This is a genomic window from Pseudomonas sp. ADPe, assembly GCF_014843515.1.
GTDB lineage: Bacteria > Pseudomonadota > Gammaproteobacteria > Pseudomonadales > Pseudomonadaceae > Pseudomonas > Pseudomonas citronellolis.
This window is the reverse complement of sequence record NZ_CP062122.1, coordinates 3,955,665-3,973,368: the sequence shown is the minus strand read 5'-3', so window position 1 is coordinate 3,973,368 and position 17,704 is coordinate 3,955,665. Positions and strand designations below refer to the sequence as shown.

The following is a 17,704-nucleotide window of genomic DNA, read 5'->3' as shown; positions in this document are numbered from 1 at the left end:
TTCAAGCCTTCTCGTCGATCGAAGGCGGGGTTTGCTCGGGTGCCTTGCTGACCACGACCATGGCCGGGCGCAGCAGGCGACCGTTGAGCAGGTAGCCCTTCTGGAACACCTTGACCACGCTGCCGGGCTCCAGGTGCACGCTCTCTTCCATCGCCATCGCCTGATGGTGCTCGGGGTTGAACGGCTCGCCGTGGGGGTCGACCGGCTCCAGGTTGTAGCGCTTGAGGGTGTCGTGGAACATCTTGAGGGTCAGCTCGATGCCTTCGCGCATCGGCTTGATCGCCTCGTCGTCCGGGCTGGACATTTCCAGCGCGCGCTCCAGGGTGTCGACCACCGGCAGCAGGTCGCCGGAGAACTTCTCCAGGGCGAACTTGTGCGCCTTCTCGATATCCTGCTCGGCGCGGCGACGCACGTTCTGCAGCTCGGCGGCGACGCGCAGGCTCTGGTCCTTGGCCGCGGCCAGCTGTTCCTCGAGGTCCAGCACGCGGGCGTTCAGGTCGTCGCCGGCAACCTGTTCCGGCTGCTCGTTCAGGTGCGAATCCTGAGTCTGTTGCTCGTCAGACATGCCACTCTCCTAAAAAAGAAAAAGCCTTTGAAAACAAAGCGAACCCAATGGCTCGCGGCTCTGCCGGCTATATGGGGGCCATTTGCGCCGGTTCAAGGGGCGGGCGATGAATTGCCAGCGGCAAAAAATACTGTATAAATAAACAGACCTTTTCACCGGAGCCGCCCTCCATGCTGGTTCACCTCTCCGTGCACAACTACGCCATCGTCGAGCACCTCGATCTCGAGCTCGCCGCCGGCATGACCGTGATCACCGGCGAGACCGGCGCCGGCAAGTCGATCATGCTCGACGCCCTCGGCCTGGCCCTGGGCGACCGCGCCGACAGCGGCGTGGTGCGCCCCGGCGCGGACAAGGCCGACATCCTCGCCAGCTTCGACGTCGGCGCCATCGCCGAGGCCCGCGACTGGCTCGCCGAGCGCGACCTGGAGCAGGACGGCCCGTGCATCCTGCGCCGGGTGATCACCGCCGAAGGCCGCTCGCGCGGCTACATCAACGGCACGCCCTGCACCCTGGGCGACCTCAAGGCCCTGGGCGAGCTGCTGATCGATATCCACAGCCAGCACGAGCACCAGTCGCTGCTCAAGGCCGACACCCACCGCCGCCTGCTCGACGAATACGCCGGCAGCCAGGACCTGGCGCGCCAGGTACAGCTGGCCGCGCAGCGCTGGAAACAGACGCGCCAGGAACTCGACCGCCTGTCGCGCAGCAGCGACGAACAGCGCGCCCGCCACCAGTTGCTCAGCTACCAGTTGGACGAACTGGAGAACCTGGCCCTGGGCGAGAACGAACTGGAGGCGCTGGAGGCCGAGCACAAGACCCTGAGCAACGCCGGCGCGCTGCTCGGCGCCTGCCGCCAGGTGGTGGACATGTGCAGCGAAAGCGACGCCGGCAACGTGCTTTCGGTGCTGACCGCCAGCCTCAACCGCCTGACCGCCTTCCAGAGCCAGCCCGCGGCGCTGGCCGAGGCGGTCAACCTGCTGTCCAGCGCGCAGATCCAGGTAGAGGAAGCGGTGGGCGAGCTGAACCGTTTCGTCGACAACTTCGATGCCGACCCCAGCCGCCTGCAGCTACTGGAAGAACGCATGGACGCCATCTACAGCCTGGCCCGCAAGCACCGCGTGCAGCCCCACGACCTGCAAGCCCTGCAACAGCGCCTGCTGGAGGAACTGGAAGCGCTGAACGCCGACGACGAAGCCGCGGAACGCCTGGGCGAGGAACTGGCCGCCTACGAGCGCCATTACCAGGAAAAAGCCGCGGAACTCAGCGCCCTGCGCCGCCAGGCCGCCCCGCAGCTGGCCACCCTGGTGGAAACGGAAATGCAGCGCCTGGGCATGCCTGGCGGGCGCTTCGCCATCGAACTGAGCGACGCCCCCGCCGACGAGCCCCAGGCCAACGGCCTGGAGCAGCTGGAATTCCTGGTCAGCGCCAACCCCGGGCAGCCGCTCAAGGGCCTGGCGCGGGTCGCCTCCGGCGGCGAACTGTCGCGCATCAGCCTGGCCATCCAGGTGATCACCGCGCAAACATCGCGCACGCCCACCCTGGTCTTCGACGAAGTGGACGTCGGCATCGGCGGCCCCACCGCGGAAGTGGTCGGCCAACTGCTGCGCCGCCTGGGCGAAGGCGGCCAGGTGCTGACCGTCACCCACCTGCCGCAGGTCGCGGCCCAGGGCCACCAGCACCTGTTCGTGCACAAGGAACGCGGCAGCAGCGAAACCCGCACCGCGGTGGCCAACCTGAAGAAGGCCGAACGCATAGAAGAGATCGCCCGCATGCTCGGCGGCGTGGACATGACCAAGGAATCCCTGGCCCACGCCCGCAAGATGGTGGACCGGGCGCTGCAGGGCTGAAAAACCGCGAATCGCGCCGCGATGCGCGGCTATCGCGGACAAGGTCCACTCGGGGAAATGCCACGCCTCGGGCTGACTGTAGGAGCAGGCCCTGCCTGCGATTCGCGCGCAGGGCGCGCTCCTACAAGGGCACGGCGCATGGGCAACCTGTAGGAGCGGATCTCATCCGCGAATCGCGCCGAGACCTCCGACTATCGCGGACAAGGTCCGCTCCTACCGCATGAGCGAGCATGGCTTTTCGTAGGATGGTGTTGAGCGAAGCGATACCCATCACCACCACCGTATGGGTTTCGCAAGCTCAACCCATCCTACGAAAAGCGCCTCGGCGCAGACAGTTGCTCCTACGCACCAATCTCACCTGAAATCCCCCTGAAAATGAAAACGGCGGCCCCAGGGCCGCCGTTTTCCGTTCGTTGCAAGGCTACTTATTTCTTCTTGCGCACGTACAGGACCAGGTTGTGGTCCACCAGCTCGAAGCCGCGCTCCTTGACGATTTCCTTCTGGCGCTTCTCGATCTCGCTGTCCATGAACTCGATGACCTCGCCGGTATCCACGCAGACCATGTGGTCGTGGTGGCCGCTGTCGGCCAGCTCGAACACGGCATGGCCGCCGTCGAAGTTGTGGCGCACCACCAGGCCGGCTGCCTCGAATTGGGTCAACACGCGGTACACGGTGGCCAGGCCGACATCCTCGCCAGCCTCCATCAGCGCCTTGTAGACGTCCTCGGCGCTCATGTGGCGTTGCTCGGCGGAATCGAGCATCTGCAGGATCTTGACGCGCGGCAGGGTGACTTTCAGGCCGGCCTTGCGCAGTTCGCTATTTTCAACCATGTGTGCTTTCTCGGCGCGGAATGCTTCGCAGCATCCTTCAATGCGGGTATGATCGGGGTTTCGTCGCCCAGCCAAGATAGTGGAAGTCACCCCCCGATGCAAAACACCAAGCTCATGCTGACCAGTCTCGCATTCGCAATGGGACTAGCCGCACTCGCCGGTTGTTCGTTCCCGGGGGTCTACAAGATCGACATCCAGCAAGGCAACGTCGTAACACAAGACATGATAGACCAACTGAAGCCGGGAATGACCCGTCGGCAGGTGCGTTTCATCATGGGCAACCCGCTGATCGTGGATACCTTCCACCCCGACCGCTGGGACTACCTGTACAGCATCCAGCCCGGCGGCGGCCAGCGCCAGCAGGAGCGCGTCAGCCTGATGTTCAACGGCAACGACCAGCTGATCGGCCTGAACGGCGACTTCCGCCCGGGCGTCAGCCGCGACGAGGCCATCCTCGGCAAGGAATCCACCCCCGCCTCGCCCGAGCAGCCGCAACAGCAGAAGCCGGAGCAGCCCAAGGAAGAGCCGGCCAAGCCGGGCTCGGTGGAAGAACAGCTGCAGCGCGAAGTCGACGAGGCCAAGCCGGTCGCCGTGCCCACCCCGGAACCGCTGGAAACCAATCCGCAGTAACCGGCACATCCATGAAAAAAGCCCGGCATCGACCGGGCTTTTTCATGTCCGCGTGTTTCGCTCAGCCCTTGCTGGCCTTGGCGCGGGCGGCACGCTGCTTGCGCACTTCCTTGGGGTCGGCGATCAGCGGCCGGTAGATTTCCACCCGCTCGCCCTCCTCCAGCACTCGGCCGTCCGGGTCGGCGACCGCCTTGCCGAAGATGCCCAGCGGGCTGTCGAGCACGTCCAGCTCGGGGAACTGCGCAGCGATGCCGGACAACCTCACCGCTTCGCGCACCCGCGTGCCGTAGGGCACGCTCAGGCGCAGCAGGCGCTGTCGCTCGGGCAGCGCGCAGACCACCTCGATGGCGATGCTGCGCTCATCAGCCATACAGCTGCTTGGCGCGCTGGCAGAAGGCGTCGACCATGGTGTTGGCCGCCTGGGTGAACAGCGGCCCGAGGGTCGCCTTGACCAGGGCGCCGGCGTAATCGAAGGTCAGGTCCAGGGTGATCTTGCAGGCCTTGTCGCCCAGGGCCTTGAAGGTCCACACGCCGTGCAGCTCGGAGAACGGGCCGTCCTCGAGGTTCATCTCGATGCTCTGCCCGGGCACCAGCACGTTGCGCGTGCTGAAGCGCTGCGACAGGTTGCCCTTGGCCACACTGAGCTCGGCGCGCATCGCCGTTTCGCTTGCCTCCAGCACCTTGCTCGCCGAGCACCAGGGCAGGAACTCCGGGTAGCGCGCCACATCGTTGACCAGGTCGTACAGCGCCTTCGCGGGATAGGGCAGCAGGGCCGAACGCTGGATATGCGTGCTCATAGGGGTCTCGCTTCTTCAGTGGCGGACGCCGGCGAACCGGCCTCCAACGGTACGAAAAACAGCGCGCATTCTCCGAGATTAGCCACCCACCCTCAAGCGCGCATCCCGCCGCACCCGGAATTGACCGACCCCGATGGCGGCGCGGCGAGCGACTCCCTATAATGCGCGGCCTATGGCTAAACAGAAGAAACACCCCCAGGGAACCATCGCGCAGAACAAGAAGGCTCTGCACGACTACTTCATCGAGCAACGCTTCGAGGCGGGCATCGCCCTGGCCGGCTGGGAGGTCAAGAGCCTGCGCGCCGGCAAGGCCCAGCTGGTCGACAGCTACGTCCTGCTCAAGGACGGCGAGGCCTGGCTGCTGGGCAGCCACATCACCCCGCTGACCACTGCCAGCACCCACGTGATCGCCGACCCGGTGCGCACGCGCAAGCTGCTGCTGCACAAGCGCGAGCTGGGCAAACTGTTCGGCGCGGTGCAGCAGAAGGGCTACGCCTGCGTGGCGCTGTCGATGTACTGGAAGAAGCACCTGATCAAGTGCGAGATCGCGCTGGCCAAGGGCAAGAAGGAATACGACAAGCGCGACACCGAGAAGGAACGCGATTCCAATCGCGAGATCCAGCGCGCCATGCGGCACGGCAAGGACGACTGACGCCAGGCTTTTCGTAGGATGGGTGGAGCGGAGCGATACCCATCACCGTGACAGCATGGGTTTCGCCAAGGCTCAACCCATCCTACGAAGCTGACGCCAGCCCCCGCTTTTCGTAGGAGCGAGCTTGCTCGCTCCTATTACAGGTTCCTGCCGTCAAACCCCCAGCCTGCGCTGCGCCCGCTCCAGGCGCCGCACTTCGTCCTGTGCCTCCTCCAGCACTTCCCGCACATAGGAAATGTGCCGGTGGGAAATCTCCCGCGCCTCTTCCGCCCGGCCCTGCATGATCGCGTCGTACAGCTCGCGGTGCTGGCTCATCAGTTGCTCGCGGGTTTCCGTGCGCTGGGCGTACATGCCGCCGATGTTGGTCACCACGTTGTGCTTGAGCAGGTCGAACAGGCCGCGGATGGTATGCAGCAGCACGGTGTTGTGGCTGGCCTCGGCGATGGCCAGGTGGAAGCTGGCGTCGGCTGCCCCCTCCTCCTCGCTGACCTTGTCGTTGCGCTGATAGCAGGCCTGCAGCGTCTCGAAGGCGCTGGTCAGGCGCTGGTGGTCCACCTCGGTGGCGCGCAGCGCGGCGTAGTAGGCGCAGGAGCCTTCCAGGGTGTGGCGGAACTCCAGCAGGTCGCGCTGCGCCTCGGGGTTGCTCTCCAGCAGGTGCAGCAACGGGTCGCTGAAGGTCGAGCCCAGGGACTGCGCGACATAGTTGCCGCCGCCCTGGCGGCTGACCAGCAGCCCCTTGGCCACCAGCTTCTGGATCGCCTCGCGCAGCGAAGGCCGCGACACCCCGAACTGCTCGGCCAGCACCCGCTCGGCCGGCAGGCGTTCGCCCGCCTTCAGCGTGCCCTCGAGGATCATCGCCTCCAGACGCTCGACGATATCGTCCGACAAGCGGCGCTGCCGTACCTGATTGAAAGCCATCTTTTCCCCACCTCTCGGCCCGCCTGGCGGAAGGCCCCGTTTCGCAGGGGCGGCAGCCTAACCAGCGGCACCCGACACAACAAGCCCGACGATCGCCGGGATCGCCCGGTCCGACAAAAGTTGTAGCGCCGCAAATTGACAGCCTACAGGGATGCTTTTACTCTGAGCGCTCGCTTTTGTAAATTGGTATTACCAATTTTTGCGAGATCCGCCGAGACGGTCGTCCGCCTGCCGCCAACCCCGCCCGGGGCGGCGCCAAACCCACGACACGGCGCAAGACTAGACTCCAATCAAAAAACAATTAGGAGCCAAAACAGCATGCAAACCTGGCAGCAGATCTATACCCCGCTCGGCAGCCTCGGCCTGTCCGCGCTGGTCGCCGTGATCCCGATCGTCTTCTTCTTCCTGGCGCTGGCCGTGTTCCGCCTCAAGGGCCACGTCGCCGGCACCATCACCCTGATCCTCTCCATCGTCGTCGCCATCGCCGCCTACGGCATGCCGGTCGGCAAGGCCCTGGGCGCCGCGTTCTACGGCTTCCTCTACGGCCTCTGGCCGATCGCCTGGATCATCGTCGCGGCGGTGTTCCTGTACAAACTGACGGTCAAGAGCGGGCAGTTCGAGATCATCCGCAGCTCGGTCCTGTCGATCACCTCCGACCAACGCCTGCAGGTGCTGCTGATCGGCTTCTCCTTCGGCGCCTTCCTGGAAGGCGCGGCCGGCTTCGGCGCGCCGGTGGCGATCACCGCCGCCCTGCTCGTCGGCCTGGGCTTCAACCCGCTATACGCCGCCGGCCTGTGCCTGATCGCCAACACCGCGCCGGTGGCCTTCGGCGCCCTGGGCATCCCGATCATCGTCGCCGGCCAGGTCTCGGGCATCGACGCCTTCAAGATCGGCGCCATGGCCGGCCGCCAGCTGCCGCTGCTGTCGCTGCTGGTGCCGTTCTGGCTGGTGTTCATGATGGACGGCCTCAAGGGCGTGAAGGAAACCTGGCCGGCCGCCCTGGTCGCCGGCGGCAGCTTCGCCGTCAGCCAGTACTTCACCTCCAACTTCATCGGCCCGGAACTGCCGGACATCACCTCCGCGCTGATCAGCCTGGTGTGCCTGACCCTGTTCCTGAAAGTCTGGCAACCGGCCAACGCCGTCGAAGTGGTCGGCGTCTCCGGCGGCGCAGCCGTGGTCGGCGGCGGCAACGCGCCGCGCTCCGAACCCTCGCCCTACAGCACCGGCGAGATCATCAAGGCCTGGTCGCCGTTCCTGGTGCTCACCGTGCTGGTCACCATCTGGACGCTGAAGCCGTTCAAGGCCATGTTCCTGCCCGGCGGCGCGCTCTACAGCCTGGTGTTCAACTTCCCGATCCCGGGCCTGGACCAACTGGTATTCAAGGGCCCGCCGATCGCTGCCGCCGCCACCGCGCTGCCGGCCGTGTTCAAGTTCGACCCGCTGGCCGCCACCGGCACCGCGATCCTGATCTCCGCGATCGTCTCGATGTTCATCCTGCGCATCGCCGCGAAAACTGGTCTGACCACTTTCAAGGAAACCCTGGTCGAGCTGAAGTGGCCGGTGCTGTCCATCGGCATGGTGCTGGCCTTCGCCTTCGTCACCAACTTCTCCGGCATGTCCACCACCCTGGCCCTGGTCCTGGCCGGCACCGGCGCGGCCTTCCCGTTCTTCTCGCCGTTCCTCGGCTGGCTGGGCGTGTTCCTGACCGGTTCGGACACCTCGTCCAACGCGCTGTTCGGCGCCCTGCAGGGCACCACCGCGCACCAGATCGGCGTCAACGACACCCTGCTGGTGGCCGCCAACACCACCGGCGGTGTGACCGGCAAGATGATCTCGCCGCAATCCATCGCCGTGGCCTGCGCCGCCACCGGCATGGTCGGCAAGGAATCCGACCTGTTCCGCTTCACCCTGAAGCACAGCCTGCTGTTCGCCGCGGTGATCGGCGTGATCACCCTGCTGCAGGCCTATGTCTTCACCGGCATGCTCGTTCACTAAGCTGTACCTGCCGGGCCCCAGCGCTACGGGGCCCGGCCTTCACCGTCCACCCCAACCGGTGCCCTGCCAGATGATCATTTCCGCCTCCACCGACTACCGCGCCGCGGCCCAACGCAAGATTCCGCCCTTCCTGTTCCACTACGCCGACGGCGGCGCCTACGCCGAGCACACCCTGCGCCGCAACGTGGCGGACCTGTCGGACATCGCCCTGCGCCAGCGCGTGCTGAAGAACATGTCCGAGCTGAGCCTGGAAACCAAGCTGTTCAACGAGACCCTGGCGATGCCGGTGGCCCTGGCCCCGGTCGGCCTGACCGGCATGTACGCCCGCCGCGGCGAAGTGCAGGCGGCGCGCGCCGCGGCCTCCAAGGGCGTGCCCTTCACCCTGTCGACCGTCTCGGTGTGCCCGATCGAGGAAGTGGCGCCGGCCATCGACCGGCCCATGTGGTTCCAGCTCTACGTGCTGAAGGACCGCGGCTTCATGAAGAACGCCCTGGAGCGGGCCAAGGCCGCCGGCTGCTCGACCCTGGTGTTCACCGTGGACATGCCGGTGCCCGGCGCCCGCTACCGCGACGCGCACTCCGGCATGAGCGGCCCGAACGCCCCGCTGCGGCGCATGTGGCAGGCCATGACCCACCCGCAGTGGGCGCTGGACGTGGGCCTGCTGGGCCGCCCGCACGACCTGGGCAACATCTCCAAGTACCGCGGCAACCCCACAGGCCTGGCCGACTACATCGGCTGGCTGGGCGCCAACTTCGACCCGTCGATTTCCTGGAAGGACCTGGAGTGGATCCGCGACTTCTGGGAAGGCCCGATGGTGATCAAGGGCATCCTCGACCCCGAGGACGCCAAGGACGCGGTGAAATTCGGCGCCGACGGCATCGTCGTCTCCAACCACGGCGGCCGCCAGCTCGACGGCGTGCTGTCCAGCGCCCGCGCCCTGCCGGCCATCGCCGACGCGGTGAAGGGCGATTTGACCATCCTCGCCGACTCCGGCATCCGCAACGGCCTGGACGTGGTCCGCATGATCGCCCTGGGCGCCGACAGCGTGCTGCTCGGCCGCGCCTTCCTCTACGCCCTGGCGGTGGACGGCGAGGCCGGCGTGCGCAACCTGCTGGAGCTGATCGAGAAGGAAATGCGCGTGGCCATGGTGCTCACCGGCGCCAAGTCCATCGGCGAAATCACCCGCGATTCGCTGGTGCGCGAACTCGGCGCCTGAAGGCGCCCCCTGTAGGAGCGAGCTTGCTCGCGAACCTGCCCGGCCCCGGGCCCGCCGGGTTCGCGAGCCAGCTCGCTCCTGCAAAATCAAAAGAACACCGATGGGCCGTCCAGCGGTCCACGCTCACCGATGATGACTGGAGCCGCCATGAGCCTGCCCGCCGCGTTCCTCGACACGGTAGAACACCTGATCCCCCGCGAGCGCCGCTTCGACGACCCGCTCTCGACCCTGGCCTTCGGCACCGACGCCAGCTTCTACCGGCTGATCCCCAAGCTGGTCATCCGCGTGGAGAGCGAAGACGAGGTGCGCACCCTGCTGCGCGCCGCCCACGCCCAGCAGGTGGCGGTGACCTTCCGCGCCGCCGGCACCAGCCTTTCCGGCCAGGCGGTCAGCGACTCGGTGCTGCTGGTGCTGGGCGACAACTGGAACGGCCGCGACATCCGCGCCAGCGGCGGGCAGATCCGCCTGCAGCCCGGCGTCATCGGCGCCCAGGCCAACGCCTGGCTGGCGCCCTTCGGCCGCAAGATCGGCCCGGACCCGGCCTCGATCAACGCCTGCAAGATCGGCGGCATCGTCGCCAACAACGCCAGCGGCATGTGCTGCGGCACCGCGCAGAACAGCTACAACACCCTGGCCGGCCTGCGCCTGGTGCTGGCCGACGGCACCCTGCTGGACAGCGAGGACGCAGCCAGCATCGAAGCCTTCCAGGCCAGCCACGGCGAGCTGCTGGAACAGCTGGCCGAACTGGGCCGGCAGACCCGCGCCAACACCGAGCTGGCGGCGAAGATCCGCCACAAGTACCGGCTGAAGAACACCACCGGCTTCTCCCTCAACGCCCTGGTGGACTACGACCAGCCGCTGGACATCCTCACCCACCTGATGGTCGGCTCCGAGGGCACCCTGGGCTTCATCAGCGCGGTGACCTACGACACCGTGCCGGACCACCCGCACAAGGCCAGCGCGCTGATCGTCTTCTCCGACGTGGAAACCTGCTGCAAGGCCGTGCCGGTGCTCAAGCAGCAGCCGGTGTCCGCCGTGGAGCTGCTGGATCGTCGCAGCCTGCGCTCGGTGGAGAACATGCAGGGCATGCCGGTGTGGGTGAAGAGCCTGTCCGCCGGCGCCTGCGCGCTGCTCATCGAATCCCGCGCGGCGACGCAGACGCTGCTGCACGAACAGCTCGCGCAGATCATGGCCTCCATCGCCGAATTCCCGGTGGAGAAGCAGGTCGACTTCAGCGAAGACCCGCTCGTCTACAACCAGCTCTGGCGCATCCGCAAGGACACCTTCCCGGCCGTGGGCGCGGTGCGCGAGACCGGCACCACGGTGATCATCGAAGACGTCACCTTCCCCGTCGAACAACTGGCCGAGGGCGTCAACCGCCTGATCGAGCTGTTCGACAAGCACGGCTACGACGAGGCGATCCTGTTCGGCCACGCGCTGGAGGGCAACCTGCACTTCGTCTTCACCCAGGGCTTCGACTCGCCCGAGCAGGTGGCGCGCTACTCGGCCTTCATGGACGACGTGGCGCACCTGGTGGCGGTGGAATACGGCGGCTCGCTGAAGGCCGAGCACGGCACCGGGCGCAACATGGCGCCCTTCGTCGAACTGGAATGGGGCCACGACGCCTACCAGCTGATGTGGCAGCTCAAGCGCCTGCTCGACCCCAAGGGCATCCTCAACCCCGGCGTCATCCTCACCGACGACCCGCAACTGCACCTGAAGAACCTCAAGCCGCTGCCGGCCGCCGACGAGATCGTCGACAAGTGCATCGAGTGCGGCTTCTGCGAACCGGTCTGCCCGTCCAAGGGCCTGACCTTGAGCCCGCGCCAGCGCATCGTCATGTGGCGCGACATCCAGGCCAAGCGCCGCAGCGGCGTCGACACCACGCAACTGGAGCGCGACTACCAGTACCAGGGCATCGACACCTGCGCCGCCACCGGCCTGTGCGCCCAGCGCTGCCCGGTGAACATCAACACCGGCGAGCTGGTGAAGAAACTGCGCGGCGAGCAGGCCCACCACGCCGGCACCGCCACCTGGCTGGCGCGCAACTTCGCCACGGCCATGCAAGGTGCGCGCTTCATGCTGCATGCCGCCAACGGCGCACGCAGGCTGCTCGGCGCACCGCGTCTGGCCAGCCTCAGCGCCTCCATCAGCCACGCCAGCAAGGGCCGCGTGCCGCAGTGGACGCCAGCCATGCCGCAGCCGGTGCGCTTCAGCCTGCCGGCAGCCAGCGATATCGCCGACAAGCCGCGGGTGGTCTACCTCACCGCCTGCGTGTCCCGCGCCATGGGCCCGGCGGCCGGCGACGAGGAACAGGTGCCGCTGATCGACAAGACCCGCCAGTTGCTGGAGAAAGCCGGCTACCAGGTGGTGTTCCCGGACAACGCCGACAACCTCTGCTGCGGCCAGCCCTTCGCCTCCAAGGGCTACAAGCAGCAGGCCGACGACAAGCGCGACGAACTGTTGGCCGCGCTGCTGCAGGCCAGCCGCGGCGGGCTCGACCCGATCTACTGCGACACCAGCCCCTGCACCCTGCGCCTGGTCCAGGAGCTGGCCGACAGCCGGCTGCGGATCTACGACCCGGTGAAGTTCATCCGCAGCTTCCTGGTCGAACGCCTGGACTTCCAGCCGCTGGACAAGCCGGTGGCGGTGCACGTCACCTGCAGCACCCAGCACCTGGGCGAAAGCCAGGCGCTGATCGACCTGGTGCGCCGCTGCACGAACGAAGTGGTGATCCCCGAAGGCATCCACTGCTGCGGCTTCGCCGGCGACAAGGGCTTCACCACCCCGGAACTCAACGCCCACTCGCTGCGCAGCCTGAAGGACGCGGTGCAGTACTGCGAAGAAGGCATCTCCACCAGCCGCACCTGCGAAATCGGCCTGAGCGCCCACAGCGGCATCGACTACCACGGCGTGGTCTACCTGGTGGACCGGGTAACCCGCCCCCGCGCGCAGGCGCAGCGGATCGACGCACCGTAGGGCGAATAACCGTTCGCGGTCATCCGCCGTTGCCCCGGCACGCAACCACCCGGCGAGCTCCCCGTAGGATGGGTTGAGCGAAGCGATACCCATCACCACCACCGCATGGGTTTCGCAAGCTCAACCCATCCTACGAAAAGCGCCGGCCTTAACCCCACGTTAAGCGAGCCCTGCCAGCCTCTGCCGCGAAACCGCCGCTGCGGCTATCCTGCTCGGCGACAGCATGCGAATGGGGGCGAAGATGAGAATCCTGCTGGCTGAAGACGACCCGCTGCTGGGCGACGGCATCCGCGCCGGGCTGGGCCTGGAAGGCGACACCGTGGACTGGGTGACCGACGGCGTGGCCGCCGACCAGGCCCTGGCCACCGACGAGTTTGACCTGCTGGTGCTCGACCTCGGCCTGCCGCGGCGCGACGGCATGGAAGTGCTGCGCGGCCTGCGCAAGCGCGGCGACATGACCCCGGTGCTGATCCTCACCGCCCGCGACAAGGTGGCCGACCGCGTGGCCGGCCTGGACGCCGGCGCCGACGACTACCTGAGCAAGCCCTTCGACCTCGACGAACTGCTGGCCCGCGTGCGCGCCCTCACCCGCCGCCACACCGGCCGCGCCCAGCCGCTGCTGGAACACGGCCAGCTGCGCCTGGACCCGGCCACCCACCAGGTCAGCCTGGGCGGCGAGCCGGTGGAACTGGCTCCGCGCGAATACGCCCTGCTGCGCCTGCTGCTGGAACAGCGCGGCAAGGTGCTCTCGCGCACCCGCCTGGTGGAAGCCCTGTACGGCTGGGACGGCGAGCTGGAAAGCAACGCCATCGAAGTCCACGTCCACCACCTGCGGCGCAAGCTGGGCAACGAGCTGATCCGCACCGTGCGCGGCATCGGCTACGGCATCGACCGCCCGGCCAAGGACGCGCCTTGAGCGCCACGCCCGGCCGCACGCGCCGCGCCGGCTCGCTGAGCCGGCGCCTGCTGCTGCTGCTGATCGGCGGCGTGACGCTCTGCTGGCTGCTGGCCGGCACCCTCACCTACCACCTCGCCTCGCGCCAGGTGGACCGGCTCTACGACGAAGACATGATCGACTTCGGCGAGGCCGCCCTGCGCCTGGTGGACGTCGCCGGCGGCCAGGGCGAGCTGATCGCCCGCAGCCGCAAGGCCATCGAGGGCCTGCCGCTGATCAAGCGCGAATCCGCCCTGGGCTACAGCCTCTGGTACCAGGGCCAGCCGCTGTTCGCCACGCCCGGCCTGCCCACGGGCCTGGAAGCCCTGGAGACCGGCTTCTCCGAAATCAGGCACGGCGGCATCACCTGGCGCGTCCTGCAGCTGAGTACTCGCGACGAAAACGCGCGCATCTGGGTGGTGGAAAACCTCCACCACCGCAGCCATACCCTGCACCTGCTGCTGCTCAGCGCCCTCTTCCCGCTGCTGCTGGCCCTGCCCCTGCTGGCCCTGCTGGTGTGGTTCGGCGTCAACAACGGCCTGGCGCCGCTGCGCAGCCTCACCGCGCAACTGCACCAGCGCAGCGCGCGCAGCCTGCAGCCGCTGGCGCTCAACCGCGCGCCGGTGGAAGTGCACAGCCTGGTCAACGAACTCAACCTGCTGCTCGAACGCCTGGGCACCGCCATGGAAGCCGAGCGCCGCCTGACCAGCGACGCCGCCCACGAAATCCGCACGCCCCTGGCCAGCCTGCGCACCCATGCCCAGGTGGCGCTGCGCTCCTCCGACTCGGCGGTGCTCGCCCACGGCCTGCAGCAGGTCAGCCGCAGCGTCGAGCGCATCGGCACGCTGATGGAACAGATCCTCCTGCTGGCGCGCCTGGACAACGAGGAACTGCACGAGACCTTCACCCCCGTCGACCTCGGCCAGCTCAGCGAGGAAACCATCGCCGACCTGGCGCCCCAGGCCATCGACAAGAACATCGAACTGACCCTGGAGAGCCAGGGCGCCGTGGTCATGGGCGTGCCGGTGTGGCTGGGCATCATGCTTGGCAACCTGGTGAGCAACGCCCTGCGCTACACCCCCGAGGGCGGCCGCGTGGAAGTGCGCCTGGGCACCGAGGGCAGCAAGGTGCAGCTGTGGGTGCTGGACTCCGGCCCCGGCGTGGCCACCGCCGAGCAGGCCGCCATCTTCACCCGCTTCTACCGCAGCCCCGGCGTCGCCTCCGGCACCGGCGGCAGTGGCCTGGGGCTGCCCATCGTCAAGCGCGTGGTGGAAATCCACCAGGGCCACATCAGCCTGCACCCCGGCCTGGACGGGCGCGGCCTGGGCGTGCGGGTGGAACTGCCGTCCGCGCAACTTTCCTGAACCCCGGCACCTGCGGCGCAGTCCACCGTGCAGGCCCCGCTCGCCTGGCGAGTCGCCGCCTGTGACATGTTCAGCCGTACAGGTACCGCATCATGAAAACCACCATCCTGTTCATCAGTGCCGCGCTGCTCGCGTCGCCGGTGTTCGCCGCCGACCGCTGCAGCGACAACCTGCAGAGAATCGACGAGAGCATGCAGAGCACCAACCGCAGCGACAGCGTGCAGGAGCAGGCCATGCGGCTCCAGGAAAAGGCCGCCCAGGCCCAGGAACAGGGCAATACCCAGGCTTGCGTCGCCATGACCGAGAAGGCCCTCAAGCTGCTGAAAGCCTCGTCCAGCAGCTGAGCCGACGCCCGGCGGGCGCCGCCGCGAGCGGGGAAACGCGGCGGCCCCGGGCCGCGGCAATCGACACATGAGGAAACAACCCCTTGAGCGCGCCGGGCAATCCGCTAGAATGCCCGGCGTCATTGGGGAGTAGCCGCCCGCCCGGAACACCGGCGGGGACCACGTCAACATCCTTGGCCGGCAGGCCATGGCGTGGCCAGCGCAAAGCCTGGCAAGACCTTTGACCATGCAACCTCCGCAACGGCCGGGGAGGCGCATGGTCATGGGTACCATACCGGCCGGGAGTTCCACCGTGATGCACCGCCTCCGTCCCGAATCGCCCTCCACCCGCGAGGAGCGCGCGCCATGCTGACCTTCGTCCTCGAACTGCTCGGCATGCTGTTGCTGATCCTGATCGCCGCCGAACTCTTCACCAACGCCCTGGAACACCTGGGCGAGCGCCTGGGCATCTCCGAAGGCGTCACCGGCTCGCTGTTCGCCGCCATCGGCACCGCCCTGCCGGAAACCCTGGTGCCGCTGCTGGCGCTGGTGGCCGGCACCAGCAACGTCTCGCTCAACGAAGAAGTGGGCGTGGGCGCCATCCTCGGCGCGCCGCTGATGCTCTCCACCCTGTCCACCTGCCTGATGGCCTGCTTCGTCCTCCGCGGCCGCGGCCTGCGCGGGCGCCTGGTGCCCGAGCGCAGCGGCCTGCTGCGCGACCTCAACTTCTTCCTCCTGGCCTTCTGCCTGGCCACGGTGGCGATGTTCGTGCCCTCGCAACTGCACAGCTACCGCATCGGCCTGAGCGTGCTGCTGGTGCTCACCTACGTCGGCTACATCACCCTCACCCTGCGCGCCTCCCGCGACCTGGTGGAAGACGGCCACGGCACCGCGGCGGAAAACCCCATGTGGCTGTCGCGCCTGGGCCTGCCGACCAACGTTTTCACCGTCCTCGTGCAACTGGCCCTGGGCCTGGCCCTGCTGGTGCTCGGCGCCAAGGGCTTCATCCACGGCGTGGAGGGCCTGTCCGACCTGCTCGGCATCTCCGCCCTGCTGCTCTCGCTGCTGATCATCCCCATCGCCACCGAACTGCCGGAGAAGGTCAACAGCATCCTCTGGGTGCGCCGCGGCAAGGACACCCTGGCCTTCGGCAACATCACCGGCGCCATGGTCTTCCAGGGCACCCTGCTGCCGGCCATCGGCATCCTGCTGACGCCCTGGCAGCCGCGCATCGAAGTGCTCACAGGGGTGCTGGTGACCCTCGGCGCGGCGCTCTGGCTGCGCCTCAACGCCCGCCACGACGGCATCGCCGCCTGGGCGCTGCTGGGCAACGGCGCGCTCTACGTCGCCTACCTGGCCATCACCCTCGGCCGCTGAACGCCGGCGCCGCCGTGCAAGCCACGGCGCAGCGCCTAAACTGACGGTTCCGCCAGGCGCCCGGCCGGCGCCTGCCGACACACCGCTGCATGCAAGGAGAGGCCATGAAGATCCTGGTAGTGCTCACATCCCACGACCAACTGGGCGACACCGGCAAGAAAACCGGCTTCTGGCTGGAGGAGTTCGCCGCGCCCTACTACGTGTTCAAGGACGCCGGCGCCGAGCTGACGCTCGCCTCGCCCAAGGGCGGCCAGCCGCCGCTGGACCCGAAAAGCGACGAGCCCGACGCCCAGACGCCGGCCACCGAGCGCTTCCGCAAGGACCCCGAAGCCCAGGCCGCCCTGGCCAACACGCGCAAGCTGGCCGAGGTGAACGAAGCCGACTACGACGCCGTGTTCTACCCCGGCGGCCACGGCCCCCTGTGGGACCTGGCCGAGGACAGGTACTCCATCGCCCTGATCGAATCCTTCGCCAGCGCAGGCAAGCCGGTCGCCGCCGTCTGCCACGCCCCCGGCGTGCTGCGCCACGTGAAGAACGGCGACGGCAAGCCGCTGGTCGAGGGCCGCCACGTCACCGGCTTCTCCAACAGCGAGGAAGAAGCCGTGGGCCTGACCGCCGTAGTGCCCTTCCTGGTGCAGAGCGAACTCAAGGCCAAGGGCGGCCGCTACGCCAAGGCCGACGACTGGCAAAGCCACGTGGAAGTGGACCGCCTGCTGATCACCGGGCAGAACCCCGCATCGAGCGAAGCGGTGGCCGCCGCCGTGCTGAAACTCCTGGTCTGACAGGGGCTTGCAGAGCCCCCGGTGGACTCGCCGGGGGCTTTGCCGTACACTGGCCGGGACCTTCAAAGGTTCTGGGGCCGATTAGGATTCGACGCCGGTAACAAAACTTGAGGGGCATGCCGAGTAGGTGACAGTTCTCGTAAATCCGCTGCCACAATTCATAGTTGCCAACGACGACAACTACGCTCTGGCCGCCTAAGGGCGCCAGCAGACCCTAGGGGATGCCTGTAAACCCGAAGATTAGGTCTGTCAGATAGAACAGGATCGCCGCCAAGTTCGCTGTAGACGTAACGGCTAAAACTCATACAGCTCGCTCCAAGCGCCCTGCCACTCGGGCCGCGCGGAGTTAACTCAGTAGAGATGGCTAAGCATGTAGAACCGATAGCGGAGAGCTGGCGGACGGGGGTTCAAATCCCCCCGGCTCCACCAAATACACATCTAAAGACGTCCTCGGACGTCTTTTTTTTCGCCTGAAACCCAGTAAATACGGGGCTT

General features: G+C 67.4%; 16 protein-coding genes, 1 other RNA gene and 1 riboswitch. Of the genes, 12 read left to right on the top strand and 5 right to left on the bottom strand.

Features of this window, described 5'->3' with window-relative positions; translation table 11 throughout:
* Position 1: 1 nt before the first annotated feature.
* Positions 2-565, bottom strand: a complete 564-nt coding sequence (gene grpE / locus IG194_RS17950) for a nucleotide exchange factor GrpE (RefSeq protein ID WP_009613068.1) — start codon at positions 563-565, stop codon at positions 2-4.
* Between the two features lie 170 nt (positions 566-735).
* Here grpE and recN point away from each other — a divergent pair, with 170 nt between their 5' ends.
* On the top strand, positions 736-2,412 hold the full coding sequence (recN, locus tag IG194_RS17945) for a DNA repair protein RecN (protein WP_043268999.1): 1,677 nt from the start codon (positions 736-738) through the stop codon (positions 2,410-2,412).
* 425 nt (positions 2,413-2,837) lie between these two features.
* Here the strand turns inward: recN and fur are convergent, their stop codons facing one another.
* Positions 2,838-3,242, bottom strand: coding sequence for a ferric iron uptake transcriptional regulator (gene fur, locus IG194_RS17940; protein ID WP_009613072.1), 405 nt, complete (start codon positions 3,240-3,242; stop codon positions 2,838-2,840).
* Positions 3,243-3,338: 96 nt separating this feature from the next.
* On the opposite strand from fur, the gene IG194_RS17935 reads away from it, so the two are divergent.
* A complete protein-coding gene (locus tag IG194_RS17935) occupies positions 3,339-3,872 on the top strand; it encodes an outer membrane protein assembly factor BamE (RefSeq protein WP_043268997.1) in 534 nt (177 codons plus the stop codon).
* A gap of 61 nt (positions 3,873-3,933) precedes the next feature.
* Here IG194_RS17935 and IG194_RS17930 read toward each other — a convergent pair whose 3' ends face one another.
* Positions 3,934-4,242, bottom strand: a complete 309-nt coding sequence (locus tag IG194_RS17930) for an RnfH family protein (RefSeq protein WP_009613076.1) — start codon at positions 4,240-4,242, stop codon at positions 3,934-3,936.
* Entirely contained in the window at positions 4,235-4,669 is a 435-nt protein-coding gene (locus IG194_RS17925; protein WP_058488394.1) for a type II toxin-antitoxin system RatA family toxin, read from the bottom strand. Before IG194_RS17925 ends, IG194_RS17930 begins: the two co-directional genes overlap by 8 nt.
* 172 nt (positions 4,670-4,841) lie before the next feature.
* Between IG194_RS17925 and smpB the strand changes: the two genes are divergently transcribed.
* Positions 4,842-5,321: an SsrA-binding protein SmpB gene (gene smpB, locus IG194_RS17920; protein ID WP_043268990.1), complete on the top strand. Its 480-nt coding sequence runs from the start codon at positions 4,842-4,844 to the stop codon at positions 5,319-5,321.
* A gap of 153 nt (positions 5,322-5,474) precedes the next feature.
* Here the strand turns inward: smpB and IG194_RS17915 are convergent, their stop codons facing one another.
* Positions 5,475-6,239 carry an FCD domain-containing protein gene (locus tag IG194_RS17915; RefSeq protein ID WP_009613080.1) on the bottom strand — a complete coding sequence of 255 codons (765 nt, stop codon included), beginning with the start codon at positions 6,237-6,239 and terminating at the stop codon, positions 5,475-5,477.
* Between the two features lie 318 nt (positions 6,240-6,557).
* On the opposite strand from IG194_RS17915, the gene IG194_RS17910 reads away from it, so the two are divergent.
* The 9 genes from IG194_RS17910 (at position 6,558) to ssrA (ending at position 17,638) form a co-directional block, all read left to right on the top strand.
* Positions 6,558-8,234, top strand: a complete 1,677-nt coding sequence (locus IG194_RS17910) for a lactate permease LctP family transporter (RefSeq protein WP_009613081.1) — start codon at positions 6,558-6,560, stop codon at positions 8,232-8,234.
* A gap of 70 nt (positions 8,235-8,304) precedes the next feature.
* Entirely contained in the window at positions 8,305-9,450 is a 1,146-nt protein-coding gene (lldD, locus tag IG194_RS17905) for an FMN-dependent L-lactate dehydrogenase LldD (RefSeq protein ID WP_009613082.1), read from the top strand.
* A gap of 147 nt (positions 9,451-9,597) precedes the next feature.
* Complete coding sequence (locus tag IG194_RS17900; RefSeq protein ID WP_058488393.1) at positions 9,598-12,429, top strand: FAD-binding and (Fe-S)-binding domain-containing protein; 2,832 nt, start codon at positions 9,598-9,600, stop codon at positions 12,427-12,429.
* A gap of 241 nt (positions 12,430-12,670) precedes the next feature.
* Positions 12,671-13,345, top strand: a complete 675-nt coding sequence (locus tag IG194_RS17895; protein WP_009613084.1) for a response regulator — start codon at positions 12,671-12,673, stop codon at positions 13,343-13,345.
* Positions 13,342-14,727, top strand: coding sequence for a sensor histidine kinase (locus IG194_RS17890; RefSeq protein ID WP_058488392.1), 1,386 nt, complete (start codon positions 13,342-13,344; stop codon positions 14,725-14,727). Before IG194_RS17895 ends, IG194_RS17890 begins: the two co-directional genes overlap by 4 nt.
* A gap of 92 nt (positions 14,728-14,819) precedes the next feature.
* Positions 14,820-15,071 carry a hypothetical protein gene (locus tag IG194_RS17885; RefSeq protein ID WP_043268982.1) on the top strand — a complete coding sequence of 84 codons (252 nt, stop codon included), beginning with the start codon at positions 14,820-14,822 and terminating at the stop codon, positions 15,069-15,071.
* A 112-nt stretch (positions 15,072-15,183) separates the two neighbouring features.
* Positions 15,184-15,352: riboswitch (yybP-ykoY riboswitch) on the top strand.
* A gap of 64 nt (positions 15,353-15,416) precedes the next feature.
* Entirely contained in the window at positions 15,417-16,427 is a 1,011-nt protein-coding gene (locus tag IG194_RS17880; protein WP_058488391.1) for a sodium:calcium antiporter, read from the top strand.
* 104 nt (positions 16,428-16,531) lie between these two features.
* Positions 16,532-17,209, top strand: a complete 678-nt coding sequence (locus IG194_RS17875; RefSeq protein ID WP_058488390.1) for a type 1 glutamine amidotransferase domain-containing protein — start codon at positions 16,532-16,534, stop codon at positions 17,207-17,209.
* Positions 17,210-17,282: 73 nt separating this feature from the next.
* Positions 17,283-17,638: a transfer-messenger RNA gene (ssrA, locus tag IG194_RS17870) on the top strand.
* Positions 17,639-17,704: the final 66 nt, after the last annotated feature.